The sequence below is a fragment of the Pseudomonas algeriensis genome, assembly GCF_048847255.1.
Classification (GTDB): Bacteria; Pseudomonadota; Gammaproteobacteria; order Pseudomonadales; family Pseudomonadaceae; genus Aquipseudomonas.
In genome coordinates this window covers 99197-124484 of record NZ_JBKKRK010000003.1, presented here as the reverse complement: position 1 = coordinate 124484, position 25288 = coordinate 99197, and the positions used below count along the sequence as shown (strand labels likewise).

General features: G+C 58.1%; 22 protein-coding genes. 9 read left to right on the top strand and 13 right to left on the bottom strand.

Annotated features, from left to right (window positions below):
- Positions 1 to 68 precede the first annotated feature (68 nt).
- Complete coding sequence (locus tag ACLK1G_RS05820) at positions 69 to 626, top strand: DUF4174 domain-containing protein (protein WP_420764833.1); 558 nt, start codon at positions 69 to 71, stop codon at positions 624 to 626.
- A 61-nt stretch (positions 627 to 687) separates the two neighbouring features.
- Here the strand turns inward: ACLK1G_RS05820 and ampC are convergent, their stop codons facing one another.
- On the bottom strand, positions 688 to 1833 hold the full coding sequence (gene ampC / locus ACLK1G_RS05815) for a class C beta-lactamase (protein ID WP_420764559.1): 1146 nt from the start codon (positions 1831 to 1833) through the stop codon (positions 688 to 690).
- A 227-nt stretch (positions 1834 to 2060) separates the two neighbouring features.
- Between ampC and ACLK1G_RS05810 the strand changes: the two genes are divergently transcribed.
- Together ACLK1G_RS05810 and ACLK1G_RS05805 are read left to right on the top strand one after the other, a co-directional pair.
- Positions 2061 to 2960 (top strand): Dyp-type peroxidase, encoded by a 900-nt coding sequence (locus tag ACLK1G_RS05810; RefSeq protein WP_420764558.1) that lies wholly within the window; start codon positions 2061 to 2063, stop codon positions 2958 to 2960.
- Positions 2961 to 3037: 77 nt separating this feature from the next.
- Positions 3038 to 3784: an SDR family oxidoreductase gene (locus ACLK1G_RS05805; protein WP_420764557.1), complete on the top strand. Its 747-nt coding sequence runs from the start codon at positions 3038 to 3040 to the stop codon at positions 3782 to 3784.
- Positions 3785 to 3899: 115 nt separating this feature from the next.
- Here the strand turns inward: ACLK1G_RS05805 and mapR are convergent, their stop codons facing one another.
- Together mapR and ccoG are read right to left on the bottom strand one after the other, a co-directional pair.
- Positions 3900 to 5309, bottom strand: coding sequence for a GntR family transcriptional regulator MpaR (gene mapR / locus ACLK1G_RS05800; RefSeq protein WP_420764556.1), 1410 nt, complete (start codon positions 5307 to 5309; stop codon positions 3900 to 3902).
- A 38-nt stretch (positions 5310 to 5347) separates the two neighbouring features.
- On the bottom strand, positions 5348 to 6760 hold the full coding sequence (gene ccoG, locus ACLK1G_RS05795; RefSeq protein ID WP_420764555.1) for a cytochrome c oxidase accessory protein CcoG: 1413 nt from the start codon (positions 6758 to 6760) through the stop codon (positions 5348 to 5350).
- A gap of 326 nt (positions 6761 to 7086) precedes the next feature.
- On the opposite strand from ccoG, the gene ACLK1G_RS05790 reads away from it, so the two are divergent.
- Positions 7087 to 7290: a hypothetical protein gene (locus ACLK1G_RS05790; protein WP_420764841.1), complete on the top strand. Its 204-nt coding sequence runs from the start codon at positions 7087 to 7089 to the stop codon at positions 7288 to 7290.
- Between the two features lie 15 nt (positions 7291 to 7305).
- Here ACLK1G_RS05790 and ACLK1G_RS05785 read toward each other — a convergent pair whose 3' ends face one another.
- Positions 7306 to 7542 (bottom strand): DUF3203 family protein, encoded by a 237-nt coding sequence (locus ACLK1G_RS05785; RefSeq protein WP_420764554.1) that lies wholly within the window; start codon positions 7540 to 7542, stop codon positions 7306 to 7308.
- 131 nt (positions 7543 to 7673) lie between these two features.
- On the opposite strand from ACLK1G_RS05785, the gene ACLK1G_RS05780 reads away from it, so the two are divergent.
- Entirely contained in the window at positions 7674 to 8168 is a 495-nt protein-coding gene (locus ACLK1G_RS05780) for an MgtC/SapB family protein (RefSeq protein ID WP_420764553.1), read from the top strand.
- On the opposite strand, the gene ACLK1G_RS05775 is transcribed toward ACLK1G_RS05780, so the two are convergent.
- The 7 genes from ACLK1G_RS05775 to ACLK1G_RS05745 form a co-directional block, all read right to left on the bottom strand.
- Positions 8122 to 8886, bottom strand: a complete 765-nt coding sequence (locus ACLK1G_RS05775) for an AAA family ATPase (protein WP_420764552.1) — start codon at positions 8884 to 8886, stop codon at positions 8122 to 8124. The genes ACLK1G_RS05780 and ACLK1G_RS05775 overlap by 47 nt on opposite strands.
- Positions 8886 to 9641, bottom strand: a complete 756-nt coding sequence (locus ACLK1G_RS05770; RefSeq protein ID WP_420764551.1) for an ABC transporter permease — start codon at positions 9639 to 9641, stop codon at positions 8886 to 8888. Before ACLK1G_RS05770 ends, ACLK1G_RS05775 begins: the two co-directional genes overlap by 1 nt.
- Positions 9642 to 9652: 11 nt before the next feature.
- Positions 9653 to 10852, bottom strand: coding sequence for a YcaO-like family protein (locus ACLK1G_RS05765; protein ID WP_420764550.1), 1200 nt, complete (start codon positions 10850 to 10852; stop codon positions 9653 to 9655).
- Positions 10849 to 11643: a SagB/ThcOx family dehydrogenase gene (locus ACLK1G_RS05760; RefSeq protein WP_420764549.1), complete on the bottom strand. Its 795-nt coding sequence runs from the start codon at positions 11641 to 11643 to the stop codon at positions 10849 to 10851. Before ACLK1G_RS05760 ends, ACLK1G_RS05765 begins: the two co-directional genes overlap by 4 nt.
- Positions 11640 to 12497 carry an McbB family protein gene (locus tag ACLK1G_RS05755; protein WP_420764548.1) on the bottom strand — a complete coding sequence of 286 codons (858 nt, stop codon included), beginning with the start codon at positions 12495 to 12497 and terminating at the stop codon, positions 11640 to 11642. The genes ACLK1G_RS05760 and ACLK1G_RS05755 overlap by 4 nt, the downstream gene beginning before the upstream one ends.
- A 67-nt stretch (positions 12498 to 12564) precedes the next feature.
- Positions 12565 to 12786, bottom strand: coding sequence for a hypothetical protein (locus ACLK1G_RS05750; RefSeq protein WP_420764547.1), 222 nt, complete (start codon positions 12784 to 12786; stop codon positions 12565 to 12567).
- 403 nt (positions 12787 to 13189) lie between these two features.
- Positions 13190 to 13360: a hypothetical protein gene (locus ACLK1G_RS05745; protein ID WP_420764546.1), complete on the bottom strand. Its 171-nt coding sequence runs from the start codon at positions 13358 to 13360 to the stop codon at positions 13190 to 13192.
- A gap of 207 nt (positions 13361 to 13567) precedes the next feature.
- Here ACLK1G_RS05745 and ACLK1G_RS05740 point away from each other — a divergent pair, with 207 nt between their 5' ends.
- The 3 genes from ACLK1G_RS05740 to glgB all read left to right on the top strand — a co-directional run bounded on the left by ACLK1G_RS05740 (position 13568) and on the right by glgB (position 21328).
- Positions 13568 to 15565, top strand: coding sequence for an alpha-1,4-glucan--maltose-1-phosphate maltosyltransferase (locus ACLK1G_RS05740; protein ID WP_420764545.1), 1998 nt, complete (start codon positions 13568 to 13570; stop codon positions 15563 to 15565).
- A gap of 172 nt (positions 15566 to 15737) precedes the next feature.
- The gene (gene treS, locus ACLK1G_RS05735) at positions 15738 to 19082 is read left to right on the top strand and encodes a maltose alpha-D-glucosyltransferase (RefSeq protein WP_420764544.1); all 3345 of its coding nucleotides are present in this window, start codon (positions 15738 to 15740) and stop codon (positions 19080 to 19082) included.
- 11 nt (positions 19083 to 19093) lie between these two features.
- A complete protein-coding gene (gene glgB, locus ACLK1G_RS05730) occupies positions 19094 to 21328 on the top strand; it encodes a 1,4-alpha-glucan branching protein GlgB (RefSeq protein WP_420764543.1) in 2235 nt (744 codons plus the stop codon).
- Between the two features lie 77 nt (positions 21329 to 21405).
- On the opposite strand, the gene gudD is transcribed toward glgB, so the two are convergent.
- Positions 21406 to 22749, bottom strand: coding sequence for a glucarate dehydratase (gene gudD / locus ACLK1G_RS05725; protein ID WP_420764542.1), 1344 nt, complete (start codon positions 22747 to 22749; stop codon positions 21406 to 21408).
- Between the two features lie 30 nt (positions 22750 to 22779).
- On the bottom strand, positions 22780 to 24126 hold the full coding sequence (locus tag ACLK1G_RS05720; protein ID WP_420764541.1) for an MFS transporter: 1347 nt from the start codon (positions 24124 to 24126) through the stop codon (positions 22780 to 22782).
- A gap of 339 nt (positions 24127 to 24465) precedes the next feature.
- On the opposite strand from ACLK1G_RS05720, the gene ACLK1G_RS05715 reads away from it, so the two are divergent.
- Entirely contained in the window at positions 24466 to 25179 is a 714-nt protein-coding gene (locus ACLK1G_RS05715; RefSeq protein ID WP_420764540.1) for a FadR/GntR family transcriptional regulator, read from the top strand.
- Positions 25180 to 25288: the final 109 nt, after the last annotated feature.

Genomic DNA, 25288 nt, shown 5'->3' with positions numbered 1-25288 from the left:
GGCGACTCTCGCGGAACAATCGCCGCCATGTGCAATCAGTACAGCGTAAATATCAAAAGGAGAGGCGCATGCTTATTCGGTCGTTGACCTTCGCTACCTTGCTGGCATTTGCTGGCCCCTTGTTCGCCGCTGATGGCGACTCGCCCCTGGTGGCGGAGGTGGGCAAGACCCGCCCCTTGATCATTATCGCGCCCAGCTCCGTCGACCCTGCATGGTCCACGTTGAAAGCAGAGCTCGAAAAGCCAGAGGGCAAGCAGGGATTCTCCGAACGAAACATGATGCTCTACACCGTTTTCAACACCATCGGGAAACGTGATGGCAAGGATTTGGACCCGCAAAGCACCATGGCACTGATCCGTTCTCTCAAGCTGGGAGCCGGTGCGCTGCCCAAGATCATCCTGGTGGGCAAGGATGGGGAAAAGAAGCTTGAGCATTCCGGCGCGATCACATTGAGCGAGCTGTTCGATGCTGTCGACAAATTGCCTGCGGCTGAAAAGGAAGCCGTGGCGCCAACCCCGCTACCCGAGCCAGAACCCGCGCCGGCCAAGGACGCGAAAGGCGCCAAGCCGGGCAAGGCGGCCAAGCCCACCAAGCCCGCGGCCGCGCCGAAGGCGCTGGAGGATTGACCCTCCATAGCACCGAATTTACGTGGCGAGGGAGCTAGCCCCCTCGCCACAAAAGCAGACTTCATTGTCGTTCCAATGCCGCCAGGATTTTGTGGGCGGCCTTTATCCGTTCTTCGATCGGGTAGTTCTTGTTCGCCAACATCACAATCCCCAAATCCTTTCCAGACACGAGCGCCGCGTATGCGCCAAAGCCGTTGGTAGAGCCTGTCTTATTGATCCAGCTGCCGTCCGGCGCCGGGCGGGGCGGGTTGAGCGGTTCGACTTTCTGTGGGGTCAGGGCCATCTGCGGGGTATTGCCGGCGAGCAGGTCATCCACGGTGAACGGGGCAGGGTAGAACTCCCAGCCCAAGCCCTGGGTCATTCCGCCGACCCGATAGAAACCCATGTGGGTCGTGCCGATGGCTTGCTTCAAGGCTTCGTCCAGCTTTTGCGGTCGCAGGTTGGCCTCGACGAAACGAATGAGGTCCGCTGAGCTGGTCTTCACCCCATACGCCTCGGAATCCAAGGCGCCAGGTCCGACCCGCACGGGCTTGCCATCCTTTGCATAGCCCTGGGCGTATCGGCCCGATTGGTCTTGCGGCACCCGTACATAACTGTGTTTGAGGCCCAGCCCCGGCATCAGCGTTTGTTCCATCACGTCATCGAATGACCGACCCAGGGCGCGGGCCGCCAGATGGCCAAACAGGCCGATGCTCGGGTTCGAGTAGAGCCGTTGGGTGCCGGTCGGGTAGAGCGGTTTCCAGGACTTGTAATAGCTGAACATCCTGTCGGCATGGTCTGCATCGTCGGGAAACTGCAAAGGCAGCCCGCCCGCCGTGTAGGTAGCGAGATCGAGCAGGCGGGTGTTTGCCAGCGCTGCTCCGTTCAGCTGCGGGGCATAGCGACCGGCCGGATCCGACAATTGCAACTTGCCTTGGGCCTGGGCATAGGCGCCGAGCGTGGCGGTGAAGGTCTTGCTGATCGAGCCGACTTCGAACAGGGTCTGGTCGGTGACGGGCTTTCTCGTGTCCTTGGAGGCAACGCCATAATTGAAGAACTGGCGCTGGCCGTTGTGGGTGATCGCCACCGCCATCCCCGCGATGTCCTGCTGTTTCATCAGGGGTTGGATAACGGCATCGACAGTTTCTTCAAGGCGTTCCTGGGCGACGCCGGTAAAAGAAAGGATCAGGAAAAAGCTCCCGGCGAGTATCGATTTGGCAATGTGCATGATGGAGCGCTCTCGTTGGCCTTCCTTGAGGGACGGTCAATCTAGGGCGTTTTTTGCTGCCCGGCAATCCGCAGCAACGGATGCAGGCTGGGTTCCGAGCTGTCTGACAGGGACGTGGGAGCGTTCCCACAAAACGGTCCCGTCGGCCGAAGGGTCCTGTCCTCAAGCGAAACGACACAAAGCGGCGGCCGCCGGGTAAACTCGCGACTCTTTCCGAAGGAGTTCCCATGAGTTACTACCAGCCCGGCATTCTCGCCACCCCTGTTCCGCCTCAGGCCCGTCATCTGTTTTTTGCCCTGGAATCGGTCGAGGCACTGCCGGCTGCGATCGATAAATTGTTGCTGCAATTGGATGGCCGCGCGGTTGTCGGGTTTGGCGAGTCGTTGGTGCAAGCGTTGGGCGCCGAGGTCAAGGGGCTGCGGGCATTTCCTGCCCTGGCCGGTGTCGGCGTCGATAATCCCTCGACCCAGCACGCGCTGTGGTGCTGGTTGCATGGCGAGGATCGCGGCGAGCTGCTGCACCGCAGCCGCGCCATCGAAGCGGCCCTGGCGCCGGCCCTGCGCCTGGTGCAAATGAACGAAACGTTCCGCCATATGACCGGCCACGACCTGACCGGCTACGAAGACGGCACCGAGAACCCCCACGATGACGCGGCCGTCGCCGCTGCCCTGGCCCAGGGCGCCGACGGACTGCGCGGTGGCAGCTTCGCCGCGATCCAGCAGTGGCAGCACGATCTGGACGGGTTCGCGGCGATGCAGCCCCACGAACGCGACAACATCATGGGCCGTCGCCTGAGCGACAACGAGGAAATCGAAGATGCGCCGGAGTCGGCCCACGTCAAGCGCACGGCCCAGGAAAGCTTTGCACCGGAGGCTTTCGTCGTGCGCCGTTCCATGCCGTGGATCGAAGGCGATCGCGCTGGGCTGATGTTCCTGGCGTTCGGTTTCTCCCTGGATGCCTTCGAAGCGCAACTGCGCCGCATGAGCGGCCTCGAAGACGGCATTACCGATGGCTTGTACCGCATGAGCCGGCCGATCACTGGCGGGTATTACTGGTGCCCGCCGCTGCTGGACGGGCGCCTGGACCTGCGCGCACTGGCTCGCCAGTCGGTGTCATCGCCCCGGTAAACCGGCCGCGTTGTGCAAATCGTCGGGTCAACGCTATTCTTGGGCCCGACGTGTTTGCGTGGAACGGGAGAGCAAGCGTGGATAAAGTCATCGTCATCACTGGTGGCGGGCGCGGGATCGGAGCGGCCACGGCGCTGCTGGCGGCGGATCAGGGCTATCACATCTGCATCAACTACCAGTCCGATGAAAACGCCGCTCAGGACATCCTCGAACAGGTCCGGGCCAAGGGCGCGCAGGCCATTGCGGTGCGGGCCGACGTGAGCATCGAAGATGAGGTGGTCGGCCTGTTCAGCCGCGTCGACGCCGAATTGGGCCGTGTCACCGCCCTGGTGAACAACGCCGGTACGGTCGCCCACAAATCCCGGCTCGATGAAATGTCCGAGTTCCGCATTCTCAAAATCTTGAAGACCAATGTGCTGGGGCCGATCCTGTGTGCCAAGCATGCGGTGCTGCGCATGTCGCCCCGCCATGGCGGGCAGGGCGGTAGCATCGTCAACGTCTCGTCGGTTGCCGCCCGCTTGGGCGCGCCGGGGGAATACGTCGACTACGCGGCCTCCAAGGGCGCACTGGATACCTTCACCGTAGGCCTGTCCAAGGAAGTGGCCGGCGAAGGCATTCGCGTCAACGCCGTTCGCCCGGGCTATATCTACACCGATTTCCACGCCCTCAGTGGTGATCCTGAGCGGGTCAGCAAGCTGGAATCGGCGATTCCCATGGCGCGAGGCGGGCGTCCGGACGAAGTGGCCGAAGCGATCATCTGGCTGCTGTCGGACAAGGCATCGTATGCGACGGGGACGTTTGTTGACCTTGGTGGTGGGCGCTGAGAACTGGGCGGTCTGCCCTGGCCTCATCGCGAGCAAGCTCGCTTCCACAGGGGATTGCGTTCCAAATGTGGGAGCGAGCTTGCTCGCGATGGCGGTAGTGCTGGCAAACCAAATATTAGAACGACCGGATAATCCGCCCCAACGTTTCCATCGCCTTTTCCGACGCCTCAGTCCAAGGCCCGCCATAGTTCAGCCGGATGCAATTCCTGAAACGTTGGGTCGGTGAAAAGATCGGCCCGGGGGCGATGCTGATGCCTTGCGCCAATGCCATCTGGAACAGCTTCAGCGAGTCGATCTGCTCCGGCAGTTCCAGCCAGAGGAAATAGCCGCCCGCCGGCTGGCTGACGCGGGTCTGGGGCGGGAAATAGCGGCCGATGGCGGCGAGCATGGCGCTTTGCTGTTCTTCCAGGGCGTAGCGCAGCTTGCGCAGGTGCCGGTCGTAGCCGCCGTGTTGCAGGTAGTCGGCGATCGCGGCCTGGGCCGGCATCGAGGCGCACAGGGATGTCATGAGCTTGAGCCGTTCGATCTTCTGCGCATAGCGCCCGGCGGCGACCCAGCCGACGCGATAACCCGGGGCCAGGCTCTTGGCGAACGAACCGCAATGCATCACCAACCCTTCGGTGTCGAACGCCTTGGCTGGTTTGGGAGCCTGCTGGCCGTAATAGAGTTCGGCATAGACGTCGTCCTCGATCAACGGCACCTGGTGTTGGCGCAACAGCTCCACCAACGCTTGCTTGCGCGCCTCGGGCATGGTGGCGCCCATGGGGTTCTGGAAGCTGGTCATGCACCAGCACGCCTTGATCGGATGGCGCGCCAGCGTCTGTTCCAGCACGTCCAGGTCGATCCCGTCACGCGGATGCACGGGGATTTCCACGGCCTTGAGCTTCAGCCTTTCCAGCACTTGCAGGCTGGCATAGAACGCAGGGGCTTCGATCGCCACGAGGTCGCCGGGCTCGGTCACCGCTTGCAGGCATAGGTTCAAGGCTTCCAGGGCGCCGTTGGTGACCAGCAATTGCTCCATGGGCAACATCAGCCCACCGACCATATAGCGCAAGGCGATCTGGCGGCGCAGTTGAGGATTGCCCGGTGACATGTCGGTCACCACCACGCGTGGGTCCATGTCCCGGGTCGCGCTGGACAACGAGCGGGACAGCCGCTGCAACGGAAACAGCATGGGGCTGGGGAATGCAGAGCCGAACGGTACGGTGGCGGGATCCTTGATCGAGTCGAGCACCGAAAACACCAGTTCGCTGACATCGACTTCAGTGGACTCTTGCACCTGGCTGCTGATGACCGGTTCGCAGAACGGGCGCGGTGCAAGATTATTGACGAAATAACCGGAACGCGGCCGGGCCCGGATCAGGCCGCGTCGCTCCAGCAGGTAATAGGCCTGGAAAACAGTGGACGGGCTGACGCCGTACGTTTGGCTGGCGTAGCGCACCGACGGCACGCGCTGGCCGGGCCCCAGCATGCCGGAGCGGATCAGTTCAGCGATGTCGTCGGCGAATTTTTCGTAGCGTTTCATGGCGGGCCCGGTCATAAGGGACATTGCATCTTAAAGGGTCACCGATTCATCGGCGCGACAAAACGGCTCTTGGCCACGCTGTAGACTTGCTGCTCGTCACTGTCGGCAACCTTGAAGGTCATTTCCTGGGAACCGCTGCGTGGCCGTTCGCTGAGCATCGCCACCGAGACTGGCACGTCGACGATTTCCCCCGGCGCCAGGCTCAGGCGTGTCTTGCCTTGCAGGACAAAGCCGTCGCCGTCCACCAGGGACAATTCATACGCCTGGTGTTGCTGGGTCTTGTTGATGATTTTCAGGCTATAGATGTTTTCGATCTGGCCCTGGCTGTTTTCACGGAACAGCCCACGGTCCTTGCTGACATCCAGCGACACCATGGGGCGCTCCGCCAGCGCCACCGCCAGGGCACCGATCATGACCAGCAGCACCGCCGTGTAGCCCACCAGCCGTGGCCGCAGCAGATGTGTCTTGCCTCCTTGCAGTTGATGCTCGGAGGTGTACTTGATGAGGCCACGGGCGTAGCCCATCTTGTCCATGATCGAGTCGCAGGCGTCGATGCACGCCGCGCAACCAATGCATTCCATTTGCAAGCCATCGCGGATATCGATGCCGGTGGGGCAGACCTGCACGCACATCTGGCAGTCGATGCAATCACCCAGTCCGACATCGGCGGGATTGACCTCGCGTTTGCGTGGCCCGCGAATGTCACCACGGGCCACGTCATAGGAAATGGTCAAGGTGTCCTTGTCGAACATCACGCTCTGGAACCGTGCGTAAGGGCACATGTGCATGCACACCGCTTCGCGCAGCCAGCCGGCGTTGAGGTAGGTGGCCGCGGTGAAAAACAGCACCCAGAACAGGCTGACGCCGCCGATCTGCAAGGTCAGCAGTTCCTCGGCCAGGGGGCGGATCGGGGTGAAATAACCGACGAATGTCAGGCCGGTGAGCAGGCTGATGACGAGCCACAAGGTGTGCTTGGCCGAGCGCCGCAGGAGTTTGTTCAAGTCCCACGGCGCGGCTTGGAGTTTGATGCGCTGGTTGCGTTCACCTTCGGTGATTTTCTCGACCCACATGAAGATCCAGGTCCATGAGCTTTGAGGGCAGGTGTAGCCACACCACACGCGCCCGGCGAACACGGTGATGGCGAACAGGCCGAACGCGGCGATGATCAGCAGGGCGGACAGCAGGATGAAATCCTGAGGCCAGAAAGTCGCGCCGAAGATGTGGAACTTGCTCTCGGAAAGGTCCCAGAGCACCGCTTGGCGACCGCCCCAGTTCAGCCATACCGTGCCGAAGAACAACAGGAACAGAATGCCGGCACCGCTGATGCGCAAGGTGCGGAACAAGCCGGTAAAGCTGCGGGTGTGGATCAGGTTGTCGGTGGTTCTGGACTTTGTTTTTGTGGGCGTGGGGTCGAAGGTCTGTATCAGTTGGGCGGGGATTCTTTCGCTCATGGTCGGTCGCTCATCAGCCGCTATCTGGCTGGGGCACTATGACCATTGAACTGTTTGCATAACAGACTCAGGTGGGTTGATAAAAACCGGATCAGATGCGATGTAGGCCTCGCTTTGCGGCAGTTTGATGCGACTTCCGGATTGGTGTGTATATCCATCTCTGCGGTTGTGGCTACTGACGGTTCCGCCCTTACGGCGGCTTACTTTTTTTCAGACGCCAAAAAAAGTAAGCAAAAAAGGCTTCGCCCCACCACTCGGCACCTCGCCTAGGCTCGGCGTTCCCTCACTCCGGCATTGCTCCGTGGGCCCGCCGCGATGGGCCATCCATGGCCCTGCGCGGCTATCCCGGCATCCATGCCGGGATACCCACTACGCAATACCTGCGTTCGGCCAGCGTGGTTAACGGGGCGTTCAAGATCAAAAGCCGAAGCGAGATCAAGAGCAACGCAAGATCAAAAGCGAGGCAAAATCAAAAGCAACGCAAGATCAAAAGCAAAGCAAAATCAAAAGCAACGCAAGATCAGAAATAAGAGCCAAACGAGCCGTCAGATGACCGAATCCCCGTCCGTCGCCTTCAGATTCTGCCGCCCGTCAGCCGCCCCAGCCACGATCAGGGCATCGACCTGCGCTTCGGTCAGGTAGACCCGCCCGCCATTGAGTTCCACCGCCGACATGGCCTTGTCAGGGTCGGTGATGATGGTCAGCTCGCTGGCCGGGCGAAGTTCCGGCCCGTTGGCGGTGTCGAAATGGCAGGTCTGGTGGTCATCGATACGTACAGTCATGGTACTGCTCCTTCCTGTATGCCTGAACGTTAGGCGCCTCCCGATCGGCAGGGTTCTTCGTGGCTGATCAGCGGTCGCACGTCTCGCATCGCTTGCGGTCAATCGTTTATCGAGTGAAGAGAGGAACGTTCATGGATTCGTGGTGGGATGAAGTCTGGATGACCCTGCAAGCGGAGTTCGCCGACATCGCCGATGTCCAGCAAATGACGCGGGTGACGGTGCGCCTGGTAATGGCTGCACTGTTGGGAGGCATTTTGGGGTTCGAGCGTGAGCACAAGGGCAAGGCCGCCGGGGTGCGCACCCACATGCTGGTGGCGCTGGGCGCCGCGCTGTTCGTGCTGGTGCCGCAAATGTCGGGGTCAGAGGCCGATGCGATGAGCCGGGTGATACAGGGCGTTGTCGCCGGGATCGGTTTCCTCGGCGCAGGCACCATCCTGAAGAATACCGACGGCGACGAAAGTCATGTCAAGGGACTGACCACCGCCGCAGGCCTGTGGATGACCGCCGCCATCGGCGTCGCCGCCGGGCTCGGTCGGGAGGCGACGGCGGTGCTCAGCACCGTGCTGGCGTTGGCGATTTTCAGTGTGATGCCGGTGATTGTTCGTGTGTTGGAGAAGAAGGACTAGGGATGGGTGGAGCTTTAAGGGCGGCGGCCTTGATAAAGGCCTCGTCCAGCGTATTGGCGCTGTATGTAGATGTGAACTCCTCATCCGAGTGGAATTTCTTAAGTTTGTATTGACTGATCATGTAAAAAAAGTCGCAGTGTGCTGTGACTTCCTCGATGCTATGAGAGGACACAACGATGGCTGTCCCTTCTCGGGCTGCTCGTTTTAGGCATTGCCATGTGTAATGGCGAAATTCTGGGTCGATACCAGCAGTGGGTTCGTCGAGAATCAGTAGCTCGGGCTCCATCGCTAAAAGTGAAAGGGTAAAGAACCAACGCTTCTCTCCATAGCTACAAATTGCAGATTTTTTTTTCCAGATTTCTTTATAGCGGTCAGTCAGTTCCGGACACCATTTGGATATTTTTGTTAATGCGGATTGCTGAGTGAGATTCTTGTCTGAGCTAAGAATAGTAATCATTTTGAATATTTCGTGCATGCGTAGCACAGGAGGGGTTGTGATGATCTGAGATAAATACAGTTGACTCTGAAAGGTGTTATGGGTTTTTTTGTTTTTTGTGAAGCTGACCTCGCATAGAACATCAAATAGCGTTGTTTTTCCAGAGCCGTTCGGTCCGAGTATTCCCGTTATTGATCCGGGCTGAATAGTGAGCGAGGCTTCATGGAACAAAATCTTTCCAGGGAATTTAATATTAAGATTTTCGATAGATAGTGAACGCATTAATAGCGGCTCCATACAGGGTTTATTCTCAGGTGCCTCATCGAGAAAAATAGTGTAATTGTCAGGGTGGTCGTTGAGATGACCAGTGTTTCGATGTTTTCCTGGATACCGCTCCGCATGATTTTATTAGCCAGGTGTAGTGGGTTCAGAAGGTTCATCTGGTCCGCAAGAGGGAAGGTGTTTTCTGGTGTTGTGCCCGAACTAGCCACTCCCAGAGCAATCATGGTGAATAATAGGATGGAGAAAATAGTGCTGGAGTTCTGAAAGTTTATGGGGAGTAAAGTCAATATCAGCCCGATCGTGCAAAAAATCAGAAAGCATGCATAGAATCTCACTACGATATCAAATAGCTCAAAAGCTTGTAGTTTCCCGAAAAAAATCTTTGTGAGTAAGTAGAAAGTGCAGCAATAAATCATGGCAATGACAGAGTATGAAAGGAATTGGCCCGCCAGGAATATTATTTTTGATGTGCTAGTATATATGAAGGAGCGGATGAATCCGCTCTCTCGTCGACCGACAATGTAAAGTGCGAATCCGAAGAGGCCAACGCTTGCAGCAATGTAACCGTAAAACCATGAGCTGCCCTCCATGTAATTGAAGTCGGGATTTTTTTCAGGGTTGTTTGCATGGTTGATAAGATAAAATAGCAAGCTAGGGGAGATAATGGTCCATAGGATTGCGGTAGGCTCCTTGAATTGTTCTTTTAGCAATAAAAGGGCTAGTTTTGTCGAGCGGATGAATATGTGTTTTTGCATTAAGTTTTTTCCTATGGGAAAGGAACCATCTGTTTTTTGCGATCTGGTTGTATTGCATGAAGAAAAGGTCGGGAATATAAATTTTCAAGATTGATGTTTTGAGCATTGTTCATGTGCATGAAAAAGTCTGGTGATATGAATTTGCTGCAAAAGCCGAATTGATTCTCAATGGGGACCATCTTCAGGTAGATGTAGCCGAGCGCTTTGTGCTTGGTAAGACATCCTAAAAGCGAAGAGAGGCAAAACGGCTCGATCGGAGGGCTGGAAGGAGCCTGTGATTGGGTGTGTAGAGATGTGATCTCGCGATACGTCTGGTAGTGATTGCATTGCAAAAAATATTTCAAGTATGAGTCATGGATACTTTCGTTTGTTTGTTCTGTAGCCACGAAAACATCAATGAACCGGAAGGTTTGCCATAATTCCAGAAGGGATTTTTCCATGGCCTGTTCTAGAGTGGCCGCGTAAGCCATGCCAGCACAGTAGCGTACATTTTGTTCGGTATTGCTTTGTCCGTAGACGGCCAAGATACAAATGCCAGGGTACGCAACGTCCGATATGTCAATAAATGATAACTCGCCACTCATCATGAGCGCTTTACCAAGTGTTTCGACACGGGATCCTGCCAGCTTGGATGGTACGGTCGGTGCGTCTATTATTTTGATACAAGTGCCAGTTAGCCAGAATCGGATTAAAAACTGTCGTTCGAGAAACTCTTTTATTGAGCCGAAGATGGCTTGTTCAGGATGCCAGCCAAATGCGCACCCACATGTGTCGCGTAACGGATATATAAAGTTCTCTGTTTCAGTTCTCGTCGTGCTGAGTGCAATGCAGGCGGTGGGAATGTGGCAAAGAGACAGATCTGATGCTCTTATAACTTTACTCAAATTGTATTGATGTAAGATCAGCGACCGTTGGGTGATTTGTGGTGTTTTGGTCTGGGTAAAGGCTTGGATGAATTTAGATGTTTCGAATTCTCCCAAGGAGTGGTCTAGGCTGCCGATAAAATCTGGGACCACATCCATATAAAAGTGCTGCCGCTCATAAAATTCTCCCATTGCGGTTCTGAGTGCATTGGAACCACTTCCTATACCTGCCCCACCATTTCCCCACGGATCTGTTACCTCCACAGATGATGGGAGATTCAGTAGGTTGGCCGGTTGGTATGTAAGCAGGGCCGAAGCTAACTGCATTTCTCGGTTATGAATGTTCATTGTGGGTGGCCTATATAATGCACGCACATCGGAACGAAAAGCGCCGGATTTAATTTAAGAGATCTACATAGCATCGTATCGGTATATGCTGACCACGGGCGGCAACATAGGCCCAAGGACTTGGCGCTGAGCTCTATAAGCATATAAATAGAGCCTACCTCCATTGCTGCTAGGCGATAACCGCGATACCGGTACTTGAATAAGGTTTTTGGCAAATAGGCAGCGTATATTAGCGCTATGCTTGGAGATCCAATATTGCTTCCTTCAGGCAGAATGGCAGTTCGTAGGTCTTCGATATTCTCGGTGCCCAGGACGATCTCAAATTTCTTCGACTTCGGTAAAAGGTGCAAAACTTTCTCAGAACAGGGCCAGTCCCCTGCGTCTTGCGCCAGCGAGCAGACAAATACCTCGATTGGATATAAGGCGCCAGCACTTGGGTAACCTCGTTTTTGTTGATTGGATTTCAATGCGGTAATCGGCATGACGAGCTTTTCAACGGTTTCAAAGGTGATATCGGGTCCAGAGAAAAATGTTTCTGATTCATTCCTTGTAAGGGCAGGGTCGATATCGTTTTTCGAGTTCATAGGAAGTTGGATGTGCATATCGGGATAGAGTATTAACTCATTTCCGGTGAGGGTTTTAAGCTGTTCCTCTTCCAAGGAGTGAAGATGGATTGAATTATGAAAGTCAGGATGAATCACGTAGTTCCCTTTGGAGTGGAAATCTAACACTTCATCATGGACAAGAGGATCCAGGAATCGAAGATAATAGTCGTGAGGGATGTTTTTCATTTTGTTATACTCAGGCAGTCGCATAAGTGCCAATGTGTTGCAGAGCTTTGACTAACTGTTCCATTGGCAAGATTTATTGTTGTTGCCTGAAGTATGTTGTCCTGATATTTGCGGGTCATAGTTGTCCCTGAAATCAGTCGGGCCGTCCTAGCAATTGCCCCCAAGAGCAGAGATTTCTGAAGTAAGGTTAATTGTGCGCTGGGTAAGTTGAGACTCTTGTTCTTGCAAAAGGTGAGTAGCTTTGACCATGCGTTGGTCGAACTTGAATGTTTTTCGTTGCTGATCAGCTTATCGATTGTGCAGAAGTGACAGGGGGTCCCCATTTTAGGGATGTATGGCTGGCTTATATGAAATAGGTCGGCAGTGCCATAACATACGCTGATAGCTGATGTTGGCCATCGGTTTGCTAGAGTGAAATACAGGCTTTTTATATTTGTGTAATTGTAGTGTGAGCATAATATTACAATGTAGCGTTCTTTATCATGATTTGGGCAAGTTGCGATGCTGTCTAGGTCGCACACGCTCAGGTTTTCAATTTCGCATGACAGGATATTTTCTAGATTTGATTTTTCTCCCCAGTCGTGTGCGATTAATGTGCTGTTGAGATGATGTCTATCCTGTTCCTCATCGATACGTAAGGTCGTTGTTAAGAAGTTATATGCATTTTGGGGGTCAAGATTGTGCTCTGAGAACATCAGGTTTAAGTTATCTTTGGTGACGCTTTCATGTGATTTCAGTTCGTTGAGTATTTTTAGCATCGCGGGGGAGTCTACTCGCGCAACTCCCTTTTCTGAGACTATCGCGTTCGTGCCGTTGAAGTTAAGTAGCTCGTAGTTATAGATGCTTAATTTCATGATGGGCCCTCGACCGGGACTCTTGGTGTCAGTGCCAAGAGCCCCGGCTTGGTAGCTATTTCAATGATTAATATTTATTAGCGTCAGTTGCAGAATTGCCGCCGCAGCCACCACTGCCGCCACTGCCACCCTTGCATCCGCCGCCGCCCCCGCAACCACCACTTCCCCCACAACCACCGGCACTGCCTGAACCACCTACATTTTGAAGAGGGGGATGAGTTCCAAAGTCATCCGTGAAAGAAAATAATAGTTCGCCCAGTTTCTCGGTTTTTTTGTTAGTTGGCTTCATATTGAAGAACCTCTTTCCTTGAGTAAGTTGGCCGTCAAATAAGATCGGCTGGTCAATATTTAAATGGTCTTGATAGTTTTTGCAATCGTGATTGTTCCTACAATGTGGGAAGTGTCTTTCACGCTCCGGAGAAAGTTCTTACGTAAACTTTTATTCGAAGTGAGTATGGCGAGTGAAACGGAGTGGAGGGCTGAGGGGCTAGAAAAGAAATATCTTATGGAAGGACAAGCGATTGCATTTGACGCGAGTCTTCAAACGCAACGTCTATAAGTTTTTTTCGTGTGGGAAATTTCTGATGTGTTCGGCGAGACTTGTTTGTCTTTTATTTTTGGCGATCCGACGAGCGGTCATCTTCGATCGAGGCGAGGTATGTCGTTTTACCTCGCCAGGTGAGTGACTAGTCTTATGACGCCACCCGCTCCGGCGGCGCCTCGCTTGGCGGATCGCCCTGGGGCGGCTGCGGGTCCAGCGGCGGGTCTTTTTCCGGAATCGGCTCGGGATCGGGACCCGGTGGCGGCAGGTTGGGGTCGTCGATGTTCGGATCGGGTGTTTCGGCCGGGATGGGAATGGTCATCGGGTGGTGCCTCCAGGACGCAAGTGGCTTGAGTCGTGCTTGTCTGGTTGACCACCGTTGGACGGGTTTGATTCCCCGCTGCCGGCCAGCAAATCCCGCTGAACTTTTGGCTGCTGGTCCGGTTCGGAGCTTAAGTGAGTTAATCAGGACCCGTTGGGCCTTTACCGCCACAAACGCGTCCATGGGGCGTAAAAGGAGCGATGCTCGATGACTGCCGAACAGCCGACCGACCTGGAATACAACCCGCATCTGCCGTTGTCCCAGGCCTTGTTGTTGCCGCGTATTGCGATTGAAGACACCATGCCAGTGATCGACGGCGGGCAATTTGCCGCCAAGGCCCTCGCCGGACAGGACGTGACGGTGACCAGCAAGGTGTTCGCCGATGGCCACGATAAATTGGCCGTGCGAATCCGTTGGCGTGCCTTGGAAGATGACATCTGGAACAGCGAGGTCATGGCCGAGCTGGGTAATAATGGCTGGCGCGGCCAGTTCACGGTACCGGCCGTCGGACGCTACGTGTTCTGTATCGAAGCCTGGTTCGACCAGTTCGCCAGCTTCCGCTATGAATTGGAAAAAAAATACGCCGCCGGTGTGCCCATCAGCCTGGAGCTGCAAGAGGGGCGCAACCACGTGCAACAAGCCGCCGAGCGTAGCGACGGCGAATTGAGCGAACAGCTGGCCGCGTTGCATCACGAGCTTTCGGGCCTGCTGCCGGAAGAGCAAGTGGCGTTGTTTCTCGCGCCACGCAGTGCCGACATGATGTCCCTGGCCGATCACCGGCCTTACCTGAGCATCAGTCCCGAATATCCACTGGACGTGGAGCGCCAACTGGCCGAATTCGCCAGTTGGTACGAACTCTTCCCCCGTTCGATCACCGATGATCCCAAGCGTCACGGCACGTTCAACGATGTGCATTCGCGCCTGGCGGTGATCCAGGACATGGGCTTCGACGTGCTGTACTTTCCGCCGATCCATCCGATCGGCCGCAGTTTCCGCAAAGGGCCGAACAATTCCCTGACCGCCGGTCCGGACGATCCAGGCAGCCCATATGCCATCGGCAGCGAGGAGGGCGGCCATGAGGCGATCCATCCTCAGCTGGGCACCCGCGAAGATTTCCGACGCCTGGTGGCCGCGGCCGCCGACCATGGCCTGGAGATCGCCCTCGATTTCGCCATCCAGTGTTCCCAGGACCACCCCTGGCTGCAGCAGCATCCGGGCTGGTTCAGCTGGCGGCCGGACGGCACGATCAAATACGCGGAGAACCCGCCGAAGAAATACCAGGACATCGTCAACGTCGATTTCTACGCCGCCGATGCAATCCCCAGCCTGTGGCTGGAACTGCGGGATATCGTCGTCGGCTGGGTCAACGAAGGCGTGAAGATATTCCGTGTCGACAATCCTCACACCAAGCCATTGCCGTTCTGGCAATGGCTGATCGCCGACGTTCGTGCGCAGCACCCAGAGGTGATTTTCCTCGCGGAAGCGTTCACCACCCCAGCGATGATGGCGCGACTGGGCAAGGTCGGTTATTCCCAGAGCTACACCTACTTCACCTGGCGTAACACCAAGGCCGAGCTGGCGGCGTATTTCACCGAGCTCAATGAGTCGCCTTGGCGCGAATGCTACCGGCCGAATTTCTTCGTCAACACACCGGACATCAACCCAGCGTTCCTCCATCACTCGGGACGCGCGGGTTTCCTGATTCGTGCGGCGCTGGCGACCATGGGGTCGGGCCTGTGGGGCATGTATTCGGGCTTTGAACTGTGCGAATCGGCGCCGGTGCCAGGCAAGGAGGAGTACCTCGATTCGGAGAAATACGAAATCCGCCCGAGGGATTTCACCGCGCCGGGCAACATCATCGCCGAAATCGCCCAGCTCAACCGCATCCGTCGCCAGAACCCGGCGTTGCACACGCACCTTGGCCTGAAAATCTACAACGCCTGGAATGACAACATCCTGTACTTCGGCAAGCGCACACCGGACGGCAGCAATTTCATCCTGGTGGCGGTGAGCCTCGATCCGCATAACGTCCAGGAAGCGAATTTCGAATTGCCGTTATGGGAGATGGGCCTGCCGGACGACGCCCAGACCCAGGGCGAGGACTTGATGAACGGCCACCGTTGGACTTGGTATGGCAAGTACCAGTTCATGCGCATCGACCCGGCTTACCAGCCGTTCGGGATCTGGCGGATCAGCGTGGCATAAAACAAAAGTGAGCGGATGAAGTGCTTTTGTGGCGAGGGAGCTTGCTCCCGCTGGGTCGCGCAGCGCCCTCTAAAAGCGATGAGCGCTTCGCACTCAAGCGCGAGCAAGCTCCCTCGCCACGTACGTCTCGCCAGCCAGCTCAACGGCTTTATAGAATCAGCAGGAGTTGCAAATGGCCAAGAAACCCCGGTCTGCCACCTTCATCAACGACCCGCTCTGGTACAAGGACGCGGTCATTTATCAGGTTCACGTCAAATCCTATTTCGACTCCAACAATGACGGAATCGGTGATTTTCCCGGTCTGATCGAGAAGCTCGATTACATCGCCGACCTGGGCGTCAACACCATCTGGCTGCTGCCGTTCTATCCTTCGCCCCGGCGTGACGACGGCTACGACATCGCCGAGTACCGGGGGGTCAGCCCCGACTATGGCACCATGGCCGACGCGCGGCGCTTCATTGCCGAAGCCCACAAGCGCAACTTGCGGGTGATCACCGAGCTGGTCATCAACCACACCTCCGATCAGCACCCCTGGTTCCAGCGCGCACGCAAGGCCAAGAAAGGCTCCAAGGCGCGGGATTTCTACGTCTGGTCCGATGACGATCACAAATATGACGGCACCCGGATCATCTTTCTCGACACCGAGAAGTCCAACTGGACCTGGGACCCGGTCGCCGGCCAGTACTTCTGGCACCGTTTCTACTCGCACCAGCCGGACCTCAACTTCGACAACCCGCAAGTCATCAAGGCCGTGCTCTCGGTGATGCGCTACTGGCTCGACATGGGCATCGATGGCCTGCGTCTGGACGCGATCCCCTACCTGATCGAGCGCGACGGCACCAACAACGAGAACCTGCCCGAGACCCACGACGTCCTCAAGCTGATTCGTGCCGAGATCGACGCCAACTACCCCGACCGCATGTTGCTCGCCGAGGCCAACCAATGGCCGGAAGACACCCAGCTCTATTTTGGCGACGTCGATGCCCAAGGCCTCAATGGCGACGAGTGCCACATGGCGTTCCACTTCCCTTTGATGCCGCGCATGTACATGGCGTTGGCCCAGGAAGATCGCTTTCCCATCACCGACATCCTGCGCCAGACGCCGGAGATTCCGGCCAACTGCCAGTGGGCGATTTTCCTGCGCAACCATGATGAGCTGACCCTGGAGATGGTCACCGACAAGGAGCGCGACTACCTATGGAACTACTACGCCGCCGACCGTCGCGCGCGGATCAACCTCGGCATTCGTCGACGTCTGGCTCCCCTGATGGAGCGCGACCGCCGCCGCGTGGAGTTGCTCAACAGCCTGTTGCTGTCGATGCCTGGCACGCCGACCTTGTATTACGGCGATGAGATCGGCATGGGCGACAACATCTACCTGGGCGACCGCGATGGCGTGCGCACGCCGATGCAGTGGTCCATCGACCGCAATGGCGGCTTTTCCCGTGCCGACCCGGCGAGCCTGGTGTTGCCGCCGATCATGGACCCGCAATACGGCTATCTGTCGGTGAACGTCGAGACCCAGTCCGGCGACCCTCATTCGCTGCTCAACTGGACCCGTCGCATGCTCGCAGTGCGCAAGCAATCCAAGGCCTTTGGCCGGGGCACGTTGAAAATGCTGTCGCCGAGCAACCGGCGGATCCTGGCATATACCCGTGAGTACACCGGCCCGGACGGCAAGCACGAAATCATCCTTTGCGTGGCCAACGTATCGCGCAGTGCCCAGGCTGCCGAGCTGGATCTGTCGGCCTATGCGGGCATGGTCCCGGTGGAAATGCTTGGTGGCAACGCATTCCCGCCCATTGGCCAGTTGAATTTCCTGCTGACCCTGGCGCCGTACGGTTTTTATTGGTTCGCCCTGGCGGCGGAAAACCAGATGCCGAGCTGGCATGTGGAGCCGGTCCAGAGCCTGCCGGATTTCACCACGCTGGTGCTGAAAAAACGCCTGGAAGAATTGCTCGAGGCGCCATCGCGCGCCACGTTGGAGCAGAGCATCCTGCCAAGCTGGCTGCAAAAGCGCCGCTGGTTCGCCGGCAAGGACAGCGCCATCGAGAACGTCGACATCGTTTATGGCGTGCGCTTCGGCGATCCGCAACACCCTGTGCTGTTGAGCGAAATCGACGTCACCAGCGCCGGCCAGACCTTGCGTTATCAACTTCCATTTGGCCTCCTCGCCGAAGAGCACGTCGGCCCGGCGCTGCCCCAGCAACTGGCCTTGTCGCGGGTTCGTCGGGGTCGCCAGGTCGGCTTGATCACCGATGCGTTCACCTTGGAAAACTTCATTCGCGCGGTGCTCCAGGGCATTCAGGCCGGTTCGGTGCTGCCGTGCGCTGACGGTGAATTGCGCTTCGAACCCACCGAAGGTCTGGCGGCGCTGAACCTGGGCGCCGAGCCGGAGGTGCGCTACCTGTCCGCCGAGCAGTCCAACAGTTCGGTGGTGGTGGGTGGCAGCCTGGTGCTCAAGCTGATCCGCAAAGTCGCCTCCGGCGTTCACCCGGAACTGGAGATGAGCGCTTACTTGACCGCGGCAGGCTTCAGCAATATTTCGCCGCTGCTGGGTTCGGTGATTCGCCGCGATGCCCAGGGTGAAGATGCCTTGCTGATGATCGCCCAGGGGTACCTGAGCAACCAGGGCGATGCATGGGAATGGACCCAGAACAATCTCGAACGCGCGTTGCGCGACGAATTGGCCGACGCCGTGTCGGAGCAGGAACAGCATTACAACGCCTTGGGCGAACTGAAGGATTTCGCCGGCATGCTCGGCCAGCGCCTCGGGGAGATGCACCAGGTGCTCGCCCAGCCCACCGACAATCCAGACTTCGCGCCCCAGCCTACCAGCGCCAAGGAGGCCCAGGCCATCGGCAAGGACGTGGCCGCCCAGGTGGAAAATGCCTTGCGTCTGCTCAAACAGAATCAGGACCAATTGAACCCAGCGGACCAGGCGATGGTCGCACGCTTGCTGGAACACAGGAAAACCGTGCTGGCCCACGTCCAGGAGCTGGCCGGCAAGGCCGCTGGCGGCTTGCGCATCCGCGTGCATGGCGACCTGCACTTGGGGCAGGTGCTGGTGATCAAGGGCGATGCCTACCTGATCGACTTCGAAGGGGAGCCGGCGCGGCCGTTGCATGAACGACGTGGCAAGCACAGCCCGTACAAGGACGTCAGCGGTGTGTTGCGCTCGTTCGATTACGCGGCGGCGATGGCGGTCCAGTTGCACACCGTCGACAGCACGGCCGATGCCGATGCGGCGCGCAAGCGAGTCGCCGACCGTTATCTGACCGAGGCTCGCCAGGCATTTGTCCAGGCATATCGGCTGGCGGCAGCTAGTCTTGCCCATGGGTGGAAGGATGCTGAAGGCGAGGACGCCGCATTGGCGTTGTTCGGCCTGGAGAAGGCGGCCTATGAAGTGGCTTATGAAGCCGAGAATCGCCCTGCCTGGCTGCCCGTGCCGCTGCACGGCCTGTACGGGTTATTGAGTGGGCTTGAACCCTTTTCCGATTTAGCCGGACCGATTTAGTGGAGAGAATCATGAGCGTCTCGAACAAGGAATCACAGGGGCAGGCCAAAGAGTCTTTGCTGCCGGCCCCCCACGACATCGACGCGCTGGTGCGCGCCGAACACCACGACCCGTTTTCGATCCTGGGCCCTCATGGCGATGGCGCCGGAGGGCAATTCATCCGGGCCTATCTGCCCGGCGCGTTGAGTGTGCATGTGCTCGCCCGTGACGGCGGCGAGGAGCTGGGCGAGTTGCAGATCACCGAAACCCCGGGCCTGTTCGTCGGCCATTTCGACCGCGCCCAACCGTACCTGCTGCGCACCCGTTGGGCCGGTGGAGAGCAGGTTGCCGAGGACCCGTACAGCTTCGGACCGCTGCTGGGGGAAATGGATCTCTACCTGTTTGCCGAGGGCAATCACCGCGACCTCAGTGCCTGCCTCGGTGCTCAACTGAAAACGGTGGATGGCGTCGATGGCGTGCGCTTCGCCGTCTGGGCGCCGAATGCGCGCCGGGTCTCGGTGGTGGGGGATTTCAACGTCTGGGACGGGCGCCGGCACCCGATGCGCATTCGTTACCCGTCTGGCGTGTGGGAAATCTTCATCCCGAGGCTGGGTCCCGGCGAAGGCTACAAATATGAAATCCTCGGTGCCCACGGCATCCTGCCGCTCAAGGCCGACCCGGTGGCCCTGGCCACGCAGATGCCGCCTGATACGGCGTCCAAGGTCGCCCCGCCCCTGAAGATCGAATGGCACGACGACGAGTGGATGCAGAGCCGTCGTGAACGCCAGCTACCGGGCGCGCCGCTTTCGATCTATGAGTTGCACGCCGGTTCCTGGCAGTGCGAGATCGACGAGGCGGGGGAGGTGTCCCGGCAGTACAACTGGCATGAGCTGGCTGAGCGGTTGATCCCTTACGTCAAGGACCTGGGCTTCACCCATATCGAGCTGATGCCCATCATGGAGCACCCGTTCGGTGGTTCGTGGGGCTATCAACCCCTTTCGCAGTTTGCCCCCACGGCGCGTTTTGGTTCGCCCGATGATTTCGCCGCGTTCGTCAACGCCTGCCACAAGGCTGACATTGGCGTAATCCTGGACTGGGTCCCGGCGCACTTTCCCACCGATACCCATGGCCTGGCCCAGTTCGACGGCACGGCGCTGTACGAGTACGGCAACCCGCTGGAAGGCTTCCATCAGGATTGGGACACGCTCATCTACAACCTGGGCCGCACCGAAGTCCACGGCTTCATGCTGGCGTCGGCGTTGCATTGGCTCAAGCATTTCCACGTCGACGGCCTGCGGGTGGACGCCGTGGCCTCGATGTTGTATCGCGACTATTCGCGCAAGGCCGGCGAATGGGTGCCTAACCGCCATGGCGGACGGGAGAACCTGGAAGCCATCGATTTTTTGCGGCATCTCAACGACGTGATCGCCCTGGAAACCCCTGGTGCGCTGGTCATCGCCGAAGAGTCCACCGCCTGGCCTGGCGTCAGCCAGAGCACGCAGCAGGGCGGTTTGGGTTTCGCCTACAAGTGGAACATGGGTTGGATGCACGATTCGCTGCATTACATCCAGCAGGATCCGGTGTACCGCGCCCATCATCACAACGAGTTGAGTTTTGGCCTGGTGTACGCCTGGTCCGAGCGTTTCGTTCTGCCGATTTCCCACGACGAAGTGGTCCATGGCAAGCGTTCGCTGATCGACAAGATGCCCGGTGACCGCTGGCAGAAATTCGCCAACCTGCGGGCTTATCTGAGTTTCATGTGGGGCCATCCCGGCAAGAAGCTGCTGTTCATGGGTTGCGAGTTCGGCCAATGGCGCGAATGGAATCATGACCAGCAACTGGATTGGTACCTGTTGCAGTACCCGGAGCACTGCGGCGTGCAAAGGCTGGTCAGCGATCTGAATCGACTCTATCGCGAAGAGCCGGCGCTGCACGATCAGGACGACGCACCCCAGGGCTTCCAGTGGCTGATCGGCGACGATGCGCTCAACAGCGTCTATGCGTGGTTGCGCTGGAGCAAGGACGGTCGGCCGGTGCTGGTGGTCGCCAACTTCACACCGGTGCCGCGCGAGGCGTATCGGGTGGGCGTGCCGTTTGGTGGTCGTTGGGTGGAGTTGCTCAATAGCGATGCCGACACCTACGCCGGTTCCAACTATGGCAACGGCGGCGGTGCCTCGACCGAGGCAATCCCCAGCCATGGCCAGGCGCTTTCGCTGGAACTGAACCTGCCGCCGCTGGCGGTGCTGATCCTGCGGCCGGAGGGTTAGCCCCGGATTCAGATCCAATGTGGGAGCAAGCAAGCTCGCTCCCACATTACGGTGCCGAGCTAAAAGTTCTTAGCGTCTCAGCGAACCAGGCACGGCTGCTTGTTGTTGAACGTCCAGCCCGGGATCAGGTACTGCATCGCCACCGAATCGTCCCGCGCCCCAAGCCCCATGCCTTTGTACAGCTCGTGAGCCTTGGCCAGCTGGTCCATGTCCAGTTCGATCCCCAGCCCAGGTTTTTTCGGCACCTGCACGCAACCCCCCTTGATCTGCAAAGGCGCCTTGGTCAGGCGTTGCCCGTCCTGCCAGATCCAGTGGGTGTCGATGGCAGTGATGTCGCCCGGTGCGGCGGCTGCCACGTGGGTGAACATCGCCAGGGAAATATCGAAGTGGTTATTGGAATGGGAGCCCCAGGTCAGGCCCCACTCATTGCACATCTGCGCGACCCGTACGGAACCCTGCATGGTCCAGAAATGCGGGTCGGCGAGGGGGATGTCCACCGATTGCAAGGTAATGGCGTGGCCCATCTCGCGCCAGTCGGTGGCAATCATATTGGTGGCGGTCTTGAGGCCGGTGGCCCGACGGAACTCGGCCATCACCTCGCGGCCCGAATAGCCATTCTCCGCTCCGCAAGGGTCCTCGGCGTACGCCAGCACCTTATGCTGATCACGGCACAAGCGGATCGCTTCCTTGAGTGACCAAGCGCCGTTCGGGTCCAAGGTGATGCGCGCCTGGGGAAAACGCTCGGCCAATGCGGTCACGGCTTCGATTTCCTCGTCGCCCTTGAGCACGCCGCCCTTGAGTTTGAAGTCCTGGAAACCATAGTGCGCATGGGCCGCTTCGGCCAGGCGCACCACCGCTTCGGCATCGAGGGCTTTCTCGTGACGCACGCGGAACCAGTCGTTATCGGCGTCCGGTTCGCTGCGGTAGGGCAGGTCGGTCTGTTGCCGATCACCGACATAGAACAGATAGCCAAGCATCTTCACTTCGTCGCGCTGCTGGCCTTCGCCGAGGAGGGCCGCGACCGGGACATCCAGATGCTGGCCGAGCAGATCCAGCAATGCGGCTTCCAGGCCGGTGACGGCGTGGATAGTGATGCGCAAGTCGAACGTTTGCAGGCCACGGCCACCGGCGTCGCGGTCGGCAAAGGCCTGGCGCACGCTGTTGAGAATTTTCTGGTAGGTGCCGATGGGGCTGCCGACTACCAGCGAGCGCGCATCTTCCAGCGTCTGGCGAATGCGTTCGCCGCCGGGCACCTCGCCCACGCCGGTGTGCCCGGCGTTGTCCTTGAGGATGACGATGTTGCGAGTGAAGAACGGGCCATGGGCGCCGCTGAGGTTCAGCAGCATGCCGTCGTGGCCGGCCACGGGCACGACCTGCATGCTGGTGATGATCGGGGCTTTGCTGGTGTCTGGCGTAGTCATCGTGTACGTATCCTTGAATTATTGTTGTGGTCAGGCGTGGCTGGTAACCGGGTCGGTAGGGGTCGTGGCGGATTTCTGCTTGGGTGTGTTGCGTGCGGCGAATACGATGATCGCGGCAATGATCGAGGTGGCGGCGAGGCCATACAGACCGCCCTGGATCGAGCCGGTGTGCTGTTCCAGCAGGCCGAAGGTGGTCGGCGCGACGAAGCCGCCGAGGTTGCCCACCGAGTTGATCAACGCGATCACGCCGGCGGCAATGCGTGCGTCCAGGTAGGCCTGGGGAATCGGCCAGAACAGCGAAGACGCCGATTTGAAACCCAGGGCCGCGAAGCAGATCGCGACGAAGGCGAAGATGGGCCCGCCGGTGGTGGACATGAACATCCCCGCCGCGGCGATCAGCAGGGCCGCAGCGACCCAGGCCTGTTGGAACTTCCATTTGGCCGACAGCGAGGCGAAGGCGTACATGCCGACAATCGACAGCAACCAGGGAATCGAATTGAACAGCCCGACCTGAACGTCGCTGAGCTCGCCCATCTTCTTGATGATGCTCGGCAGCCAGAAGGTGGCGGCATAGATCGTCAATTGAATGAAGAAATAAATCACGCAGAACAGAATGATCTGGCGATCCTTGAGCAGTTGCCCGATGGACAGCTTGATCGGCGTCGCGGCTTCACGGGCTGCCTGTTCATCATCGATGGCCTTGACCAGCGCGTCCTGTTCAGCACGGTCCAGCCACTTGGCGTCGTGGGGCTTGGAGTCGAGCCAGAACCAGACGAAGAAGCACAGGCCGACGGAAAACATCCCTTCGATAAAGTACATCCACTGCCAACCGTGCATGCCCAGGCCGTTGATCTGCAGGAGCAATCCTGACAATGGGCCGGAAATCAGCGAAGCGATCGCAGAGCCGCTGAGGAAGATGGCGATGGCTTTGCCGCGTTCGACCCCGGGCAACCAACGGGTGAAGTAATAAATCACGCCAGGGAAGAAGCCAGCCTCGGCCACGCCCAGCAGGAAACGCAGGATGTAGAAGTGGGTTTCGTTCTGAATGAAGGCCATGCCTGCCGCCACCAGGCCCCAGGTAAGCATGATGCGCGTCAGCCAGATTCGGGCGCCGATGCGTTGCAACAAGATGTTGGAAGGGACTTCGAACAGCGCGTAGCCGATGAAAAACAGGCCGGCGCCAAAACCGTAGGCGGCTGCACCGATGCCCAGGTCGTGCTCCATATGGGAGCGGACGAAGCCGATGTTCACCCGGTCGATGTAGTTGACGATGAACATGATGACGAACAGCGGCAAGATGTGGCGCTTGACCTTGGATATAGCCGATTGCAGCACCGGATCCGCGCCGGCATTCGCCCTGAGGCTGGAGGTATTCACTGATTTTTCTCCCACTCTTTATTTTTATGCGGGGCATCGTGCGGGTGCCGATGTTGATAGACATCATACAAGTGGATTTTTTTGTCTGACAAGCAGTTTTTGAGCACGATTGGATTGGGTGGGAAGGGTTTTTATGCTGTGTTTGTGGGGTTGTAAGCCACTAAAGGCGCTTATGCCCTATCTGAACGGTTTTTAAACGGGTGTCGAATACATCCCCCTTTATGCGGTTTTTAAAGGGCTATCCTGCCTGTTGTCATACAAGTAAAAGCCTCGCCGATGCACAAATCCAACCCTGCCAGTGATAGGATCGACACGCTTGTCTTCAAGGAACCCTGGCACATGCAGCAAGACATTGAAGCGCCCCTGCGCAAGCGCGCCCACAACCTGGCCCATGACTTGGTGGCGAAGTTGAGCCAGAGCATTTTGCTTGGGCAGTTGAAGCCGGGGCAGAAGTTGCCGTCCGAGGGCGCCATCGTGCAAGAGCATGGCGTCAGCCGCACGGTGGTGCGCGAGGCGATTTCCAAGTTGCAGGCCTCGGGGCTGGTGGAGACACGCCACGGCATAGGCACTTTCGTGCTGGAACAAACGGGAGAGCAAGGGCTGAGGCTCAACGTCGATACCGCGGCGGGCGTTCGGGGAATCCTGGAATTGCGCTTGGGGCTTGAGACCCAGGCCGCCGCTTTGGCTGCCCAGCGTCGCAGCGAACGGCAATTGCAGCAGATGCGCGAGGCCTTGGATGACTATCAGCGGTTGCTCAGCAGCAATGACAGCTGCGTCGAGGCTGACCGGCGTTTCCACCTGTTGATCGCCGAAGCCACGGACAACACCTGTTTTGTCGAAATCATGCAGCACTTGGGCAGTGCGATGATTCCCCGTACGCGGGTGAACATGGCCGAACGTGGCCAGGCGGACCTGGGCAGGCTTGCGCAATTTGCCAACCTGGAGCACGAAGCGATTTACAACGCCATCAAGCGCCAGGACCCCGACGCCGCCCGCGCGGCCATGTGGCTGCACCTGACCAACAGTCGTGACCGGTTGGGTGCGGGGGGCTGACGGATCATCGTCACGTGACCCACCGCCATCGCGAGCAAGCTCGCTCCCACAGGGGATTTGGGGTGAACAGTGCGTCTGCGGATACCAAAGCACCCTTGTGGGAACGAGC

Bases quoted from the DNA above. Each gene is read 5' to 3' on its own strand.
- ccoG (WP_420764555.1), bottom strand. From the start codon at position 6,760: ATGAGCGAAAGAATCCCCGCCCAACTGATACAGACCTTCGACCCCACG.
- ACLK1G_RS05810 (WP_420764558.1), top strand. From the start codon at position 2,061: ATGAGTTACTACCAGCCCGGCATTCTCGCCACCCCTGTTCCGCCTCAG.
- ACLK1G_RS05740 (WP_420764545.1), top strand. From the start codon at position 13,568: ATGACTGCCGAACAGCCGACCGACCTGGAATACAACCCGCATCTGCCG.
- mapR (WP_420764556.1), bottom strand. From the start codon at position 5,309: ATGAAACGCTACGAAAAATTCGCCGACGACATCGCTGAACTGATCCGC.
- ACLK1G_RS05820 (WP_420764833.1), top strand. From the start codon at position 69: ATGCTTATTCGGTCGTTGACCTTCGCTACCTTGCTGGCATTTGCTGGC.
- ampC (WP_420764559.1), bottom strand. From the start codon at position 1,833: ATGCACATTGCCAAATCGATACTCGCCGGGAGCTTTTTCCTGATCCTT.
- ACLK1G_RS05780 (WP_420764553.1), top strand. From the start codon at position 7,674: ATGGATTCGTGGTGGGATGAAGTCTGGATGACCCTGCAAGCGGAGTTC.
- ACLK1G_RS05745 (WP_420764546.1), bottom strand. From the start codon at position 13,360: ATGACCATTCCCATCCCGGCCGAAACACCCGATCCGAACATCGACGAC.
- ACLK1G_RS05715 (WP_420764540.1), top strand. From the start codon at position 24,466: ATGCAGCAAGACATTGAAGCGCCCCTGCGCAAGCGCGCCCACAACCTG.
- gudD (WP_420764542.1), bottom strand. From the start codon at position 22,749: ATGACTACGCCAGACACCAGCAAAGCCCCGATCATCACCAGCATGCAG.
- ACLK1G_RS05750 (WP_420764547.1), bottom strand. From the start codon at position 12,786: ATGAAGCCAACTAACAAAAAAACCGAGAAACTGGGCGAACTATTATTT.
- glgB (WP_420764543.1), top strand. From the start codon at position 19,094: ATGAGCGTCTCGAACAAGGAATCACAGGGGCAGGCCAAAGAGTCTTTG.
- ACLK1G_RS05770 (WP_420764551.1), bottom strand. From the start codon at position 9,641: ATGCAAAAACACATATTCATCCGCTCGACAAAACTAGCCCTTTTATTG.
- ACLK1G_RS05775 (WP_420764552.1), bottom strand. From the start codon at position 8,886: ATGCGTTCACTATCTATCGAAAATCTTAATATTAAATTCCCTGGAAAG.
- ACLK1G_RS05760 (WP_420764549.1), bottom strand. From the start codon at position 11,643: ATGAAAAACATCCCTCACGACTATTATCTTCGATTCCTGGATCCTCTT.
- ACLK1G_RS05790 (WP_420764841.1), top strand. From the start codon at position 7,087: ATGGCCCTGCGCGGCTATCCCGGCATCCATGCCGGGATACCCACTACG.
- ACLK1G_RS05765 (WP_420764550.1), bottom strand. From the start codon at position 10,852: ATGAACATTCATAACCGAGAAATGCAGTTAGCTTCGGCCCTGCTTACA.
- treS (WP_420764544.1), top strand. From the start codon at position 15,738: ATGGCCAAGAAACCCCGGTCTGCCACCTTCATCAACGACCCGCTCTGG.
- ACLK1G_RS05785 (WP_420764554.1), bottom strand. From the start codon at position 7,542: ATGACTGTACGTATCGATGACCACCAGACCTGCCATTTCGACACCGCC.
- ACLK1G_RS05755 (WP_420764548.1), bottom strand. From the start codon at position 12,497: ATGAAATTAAGCATCTATAACTACGAGCTACTTAACTTCAACGGCACG.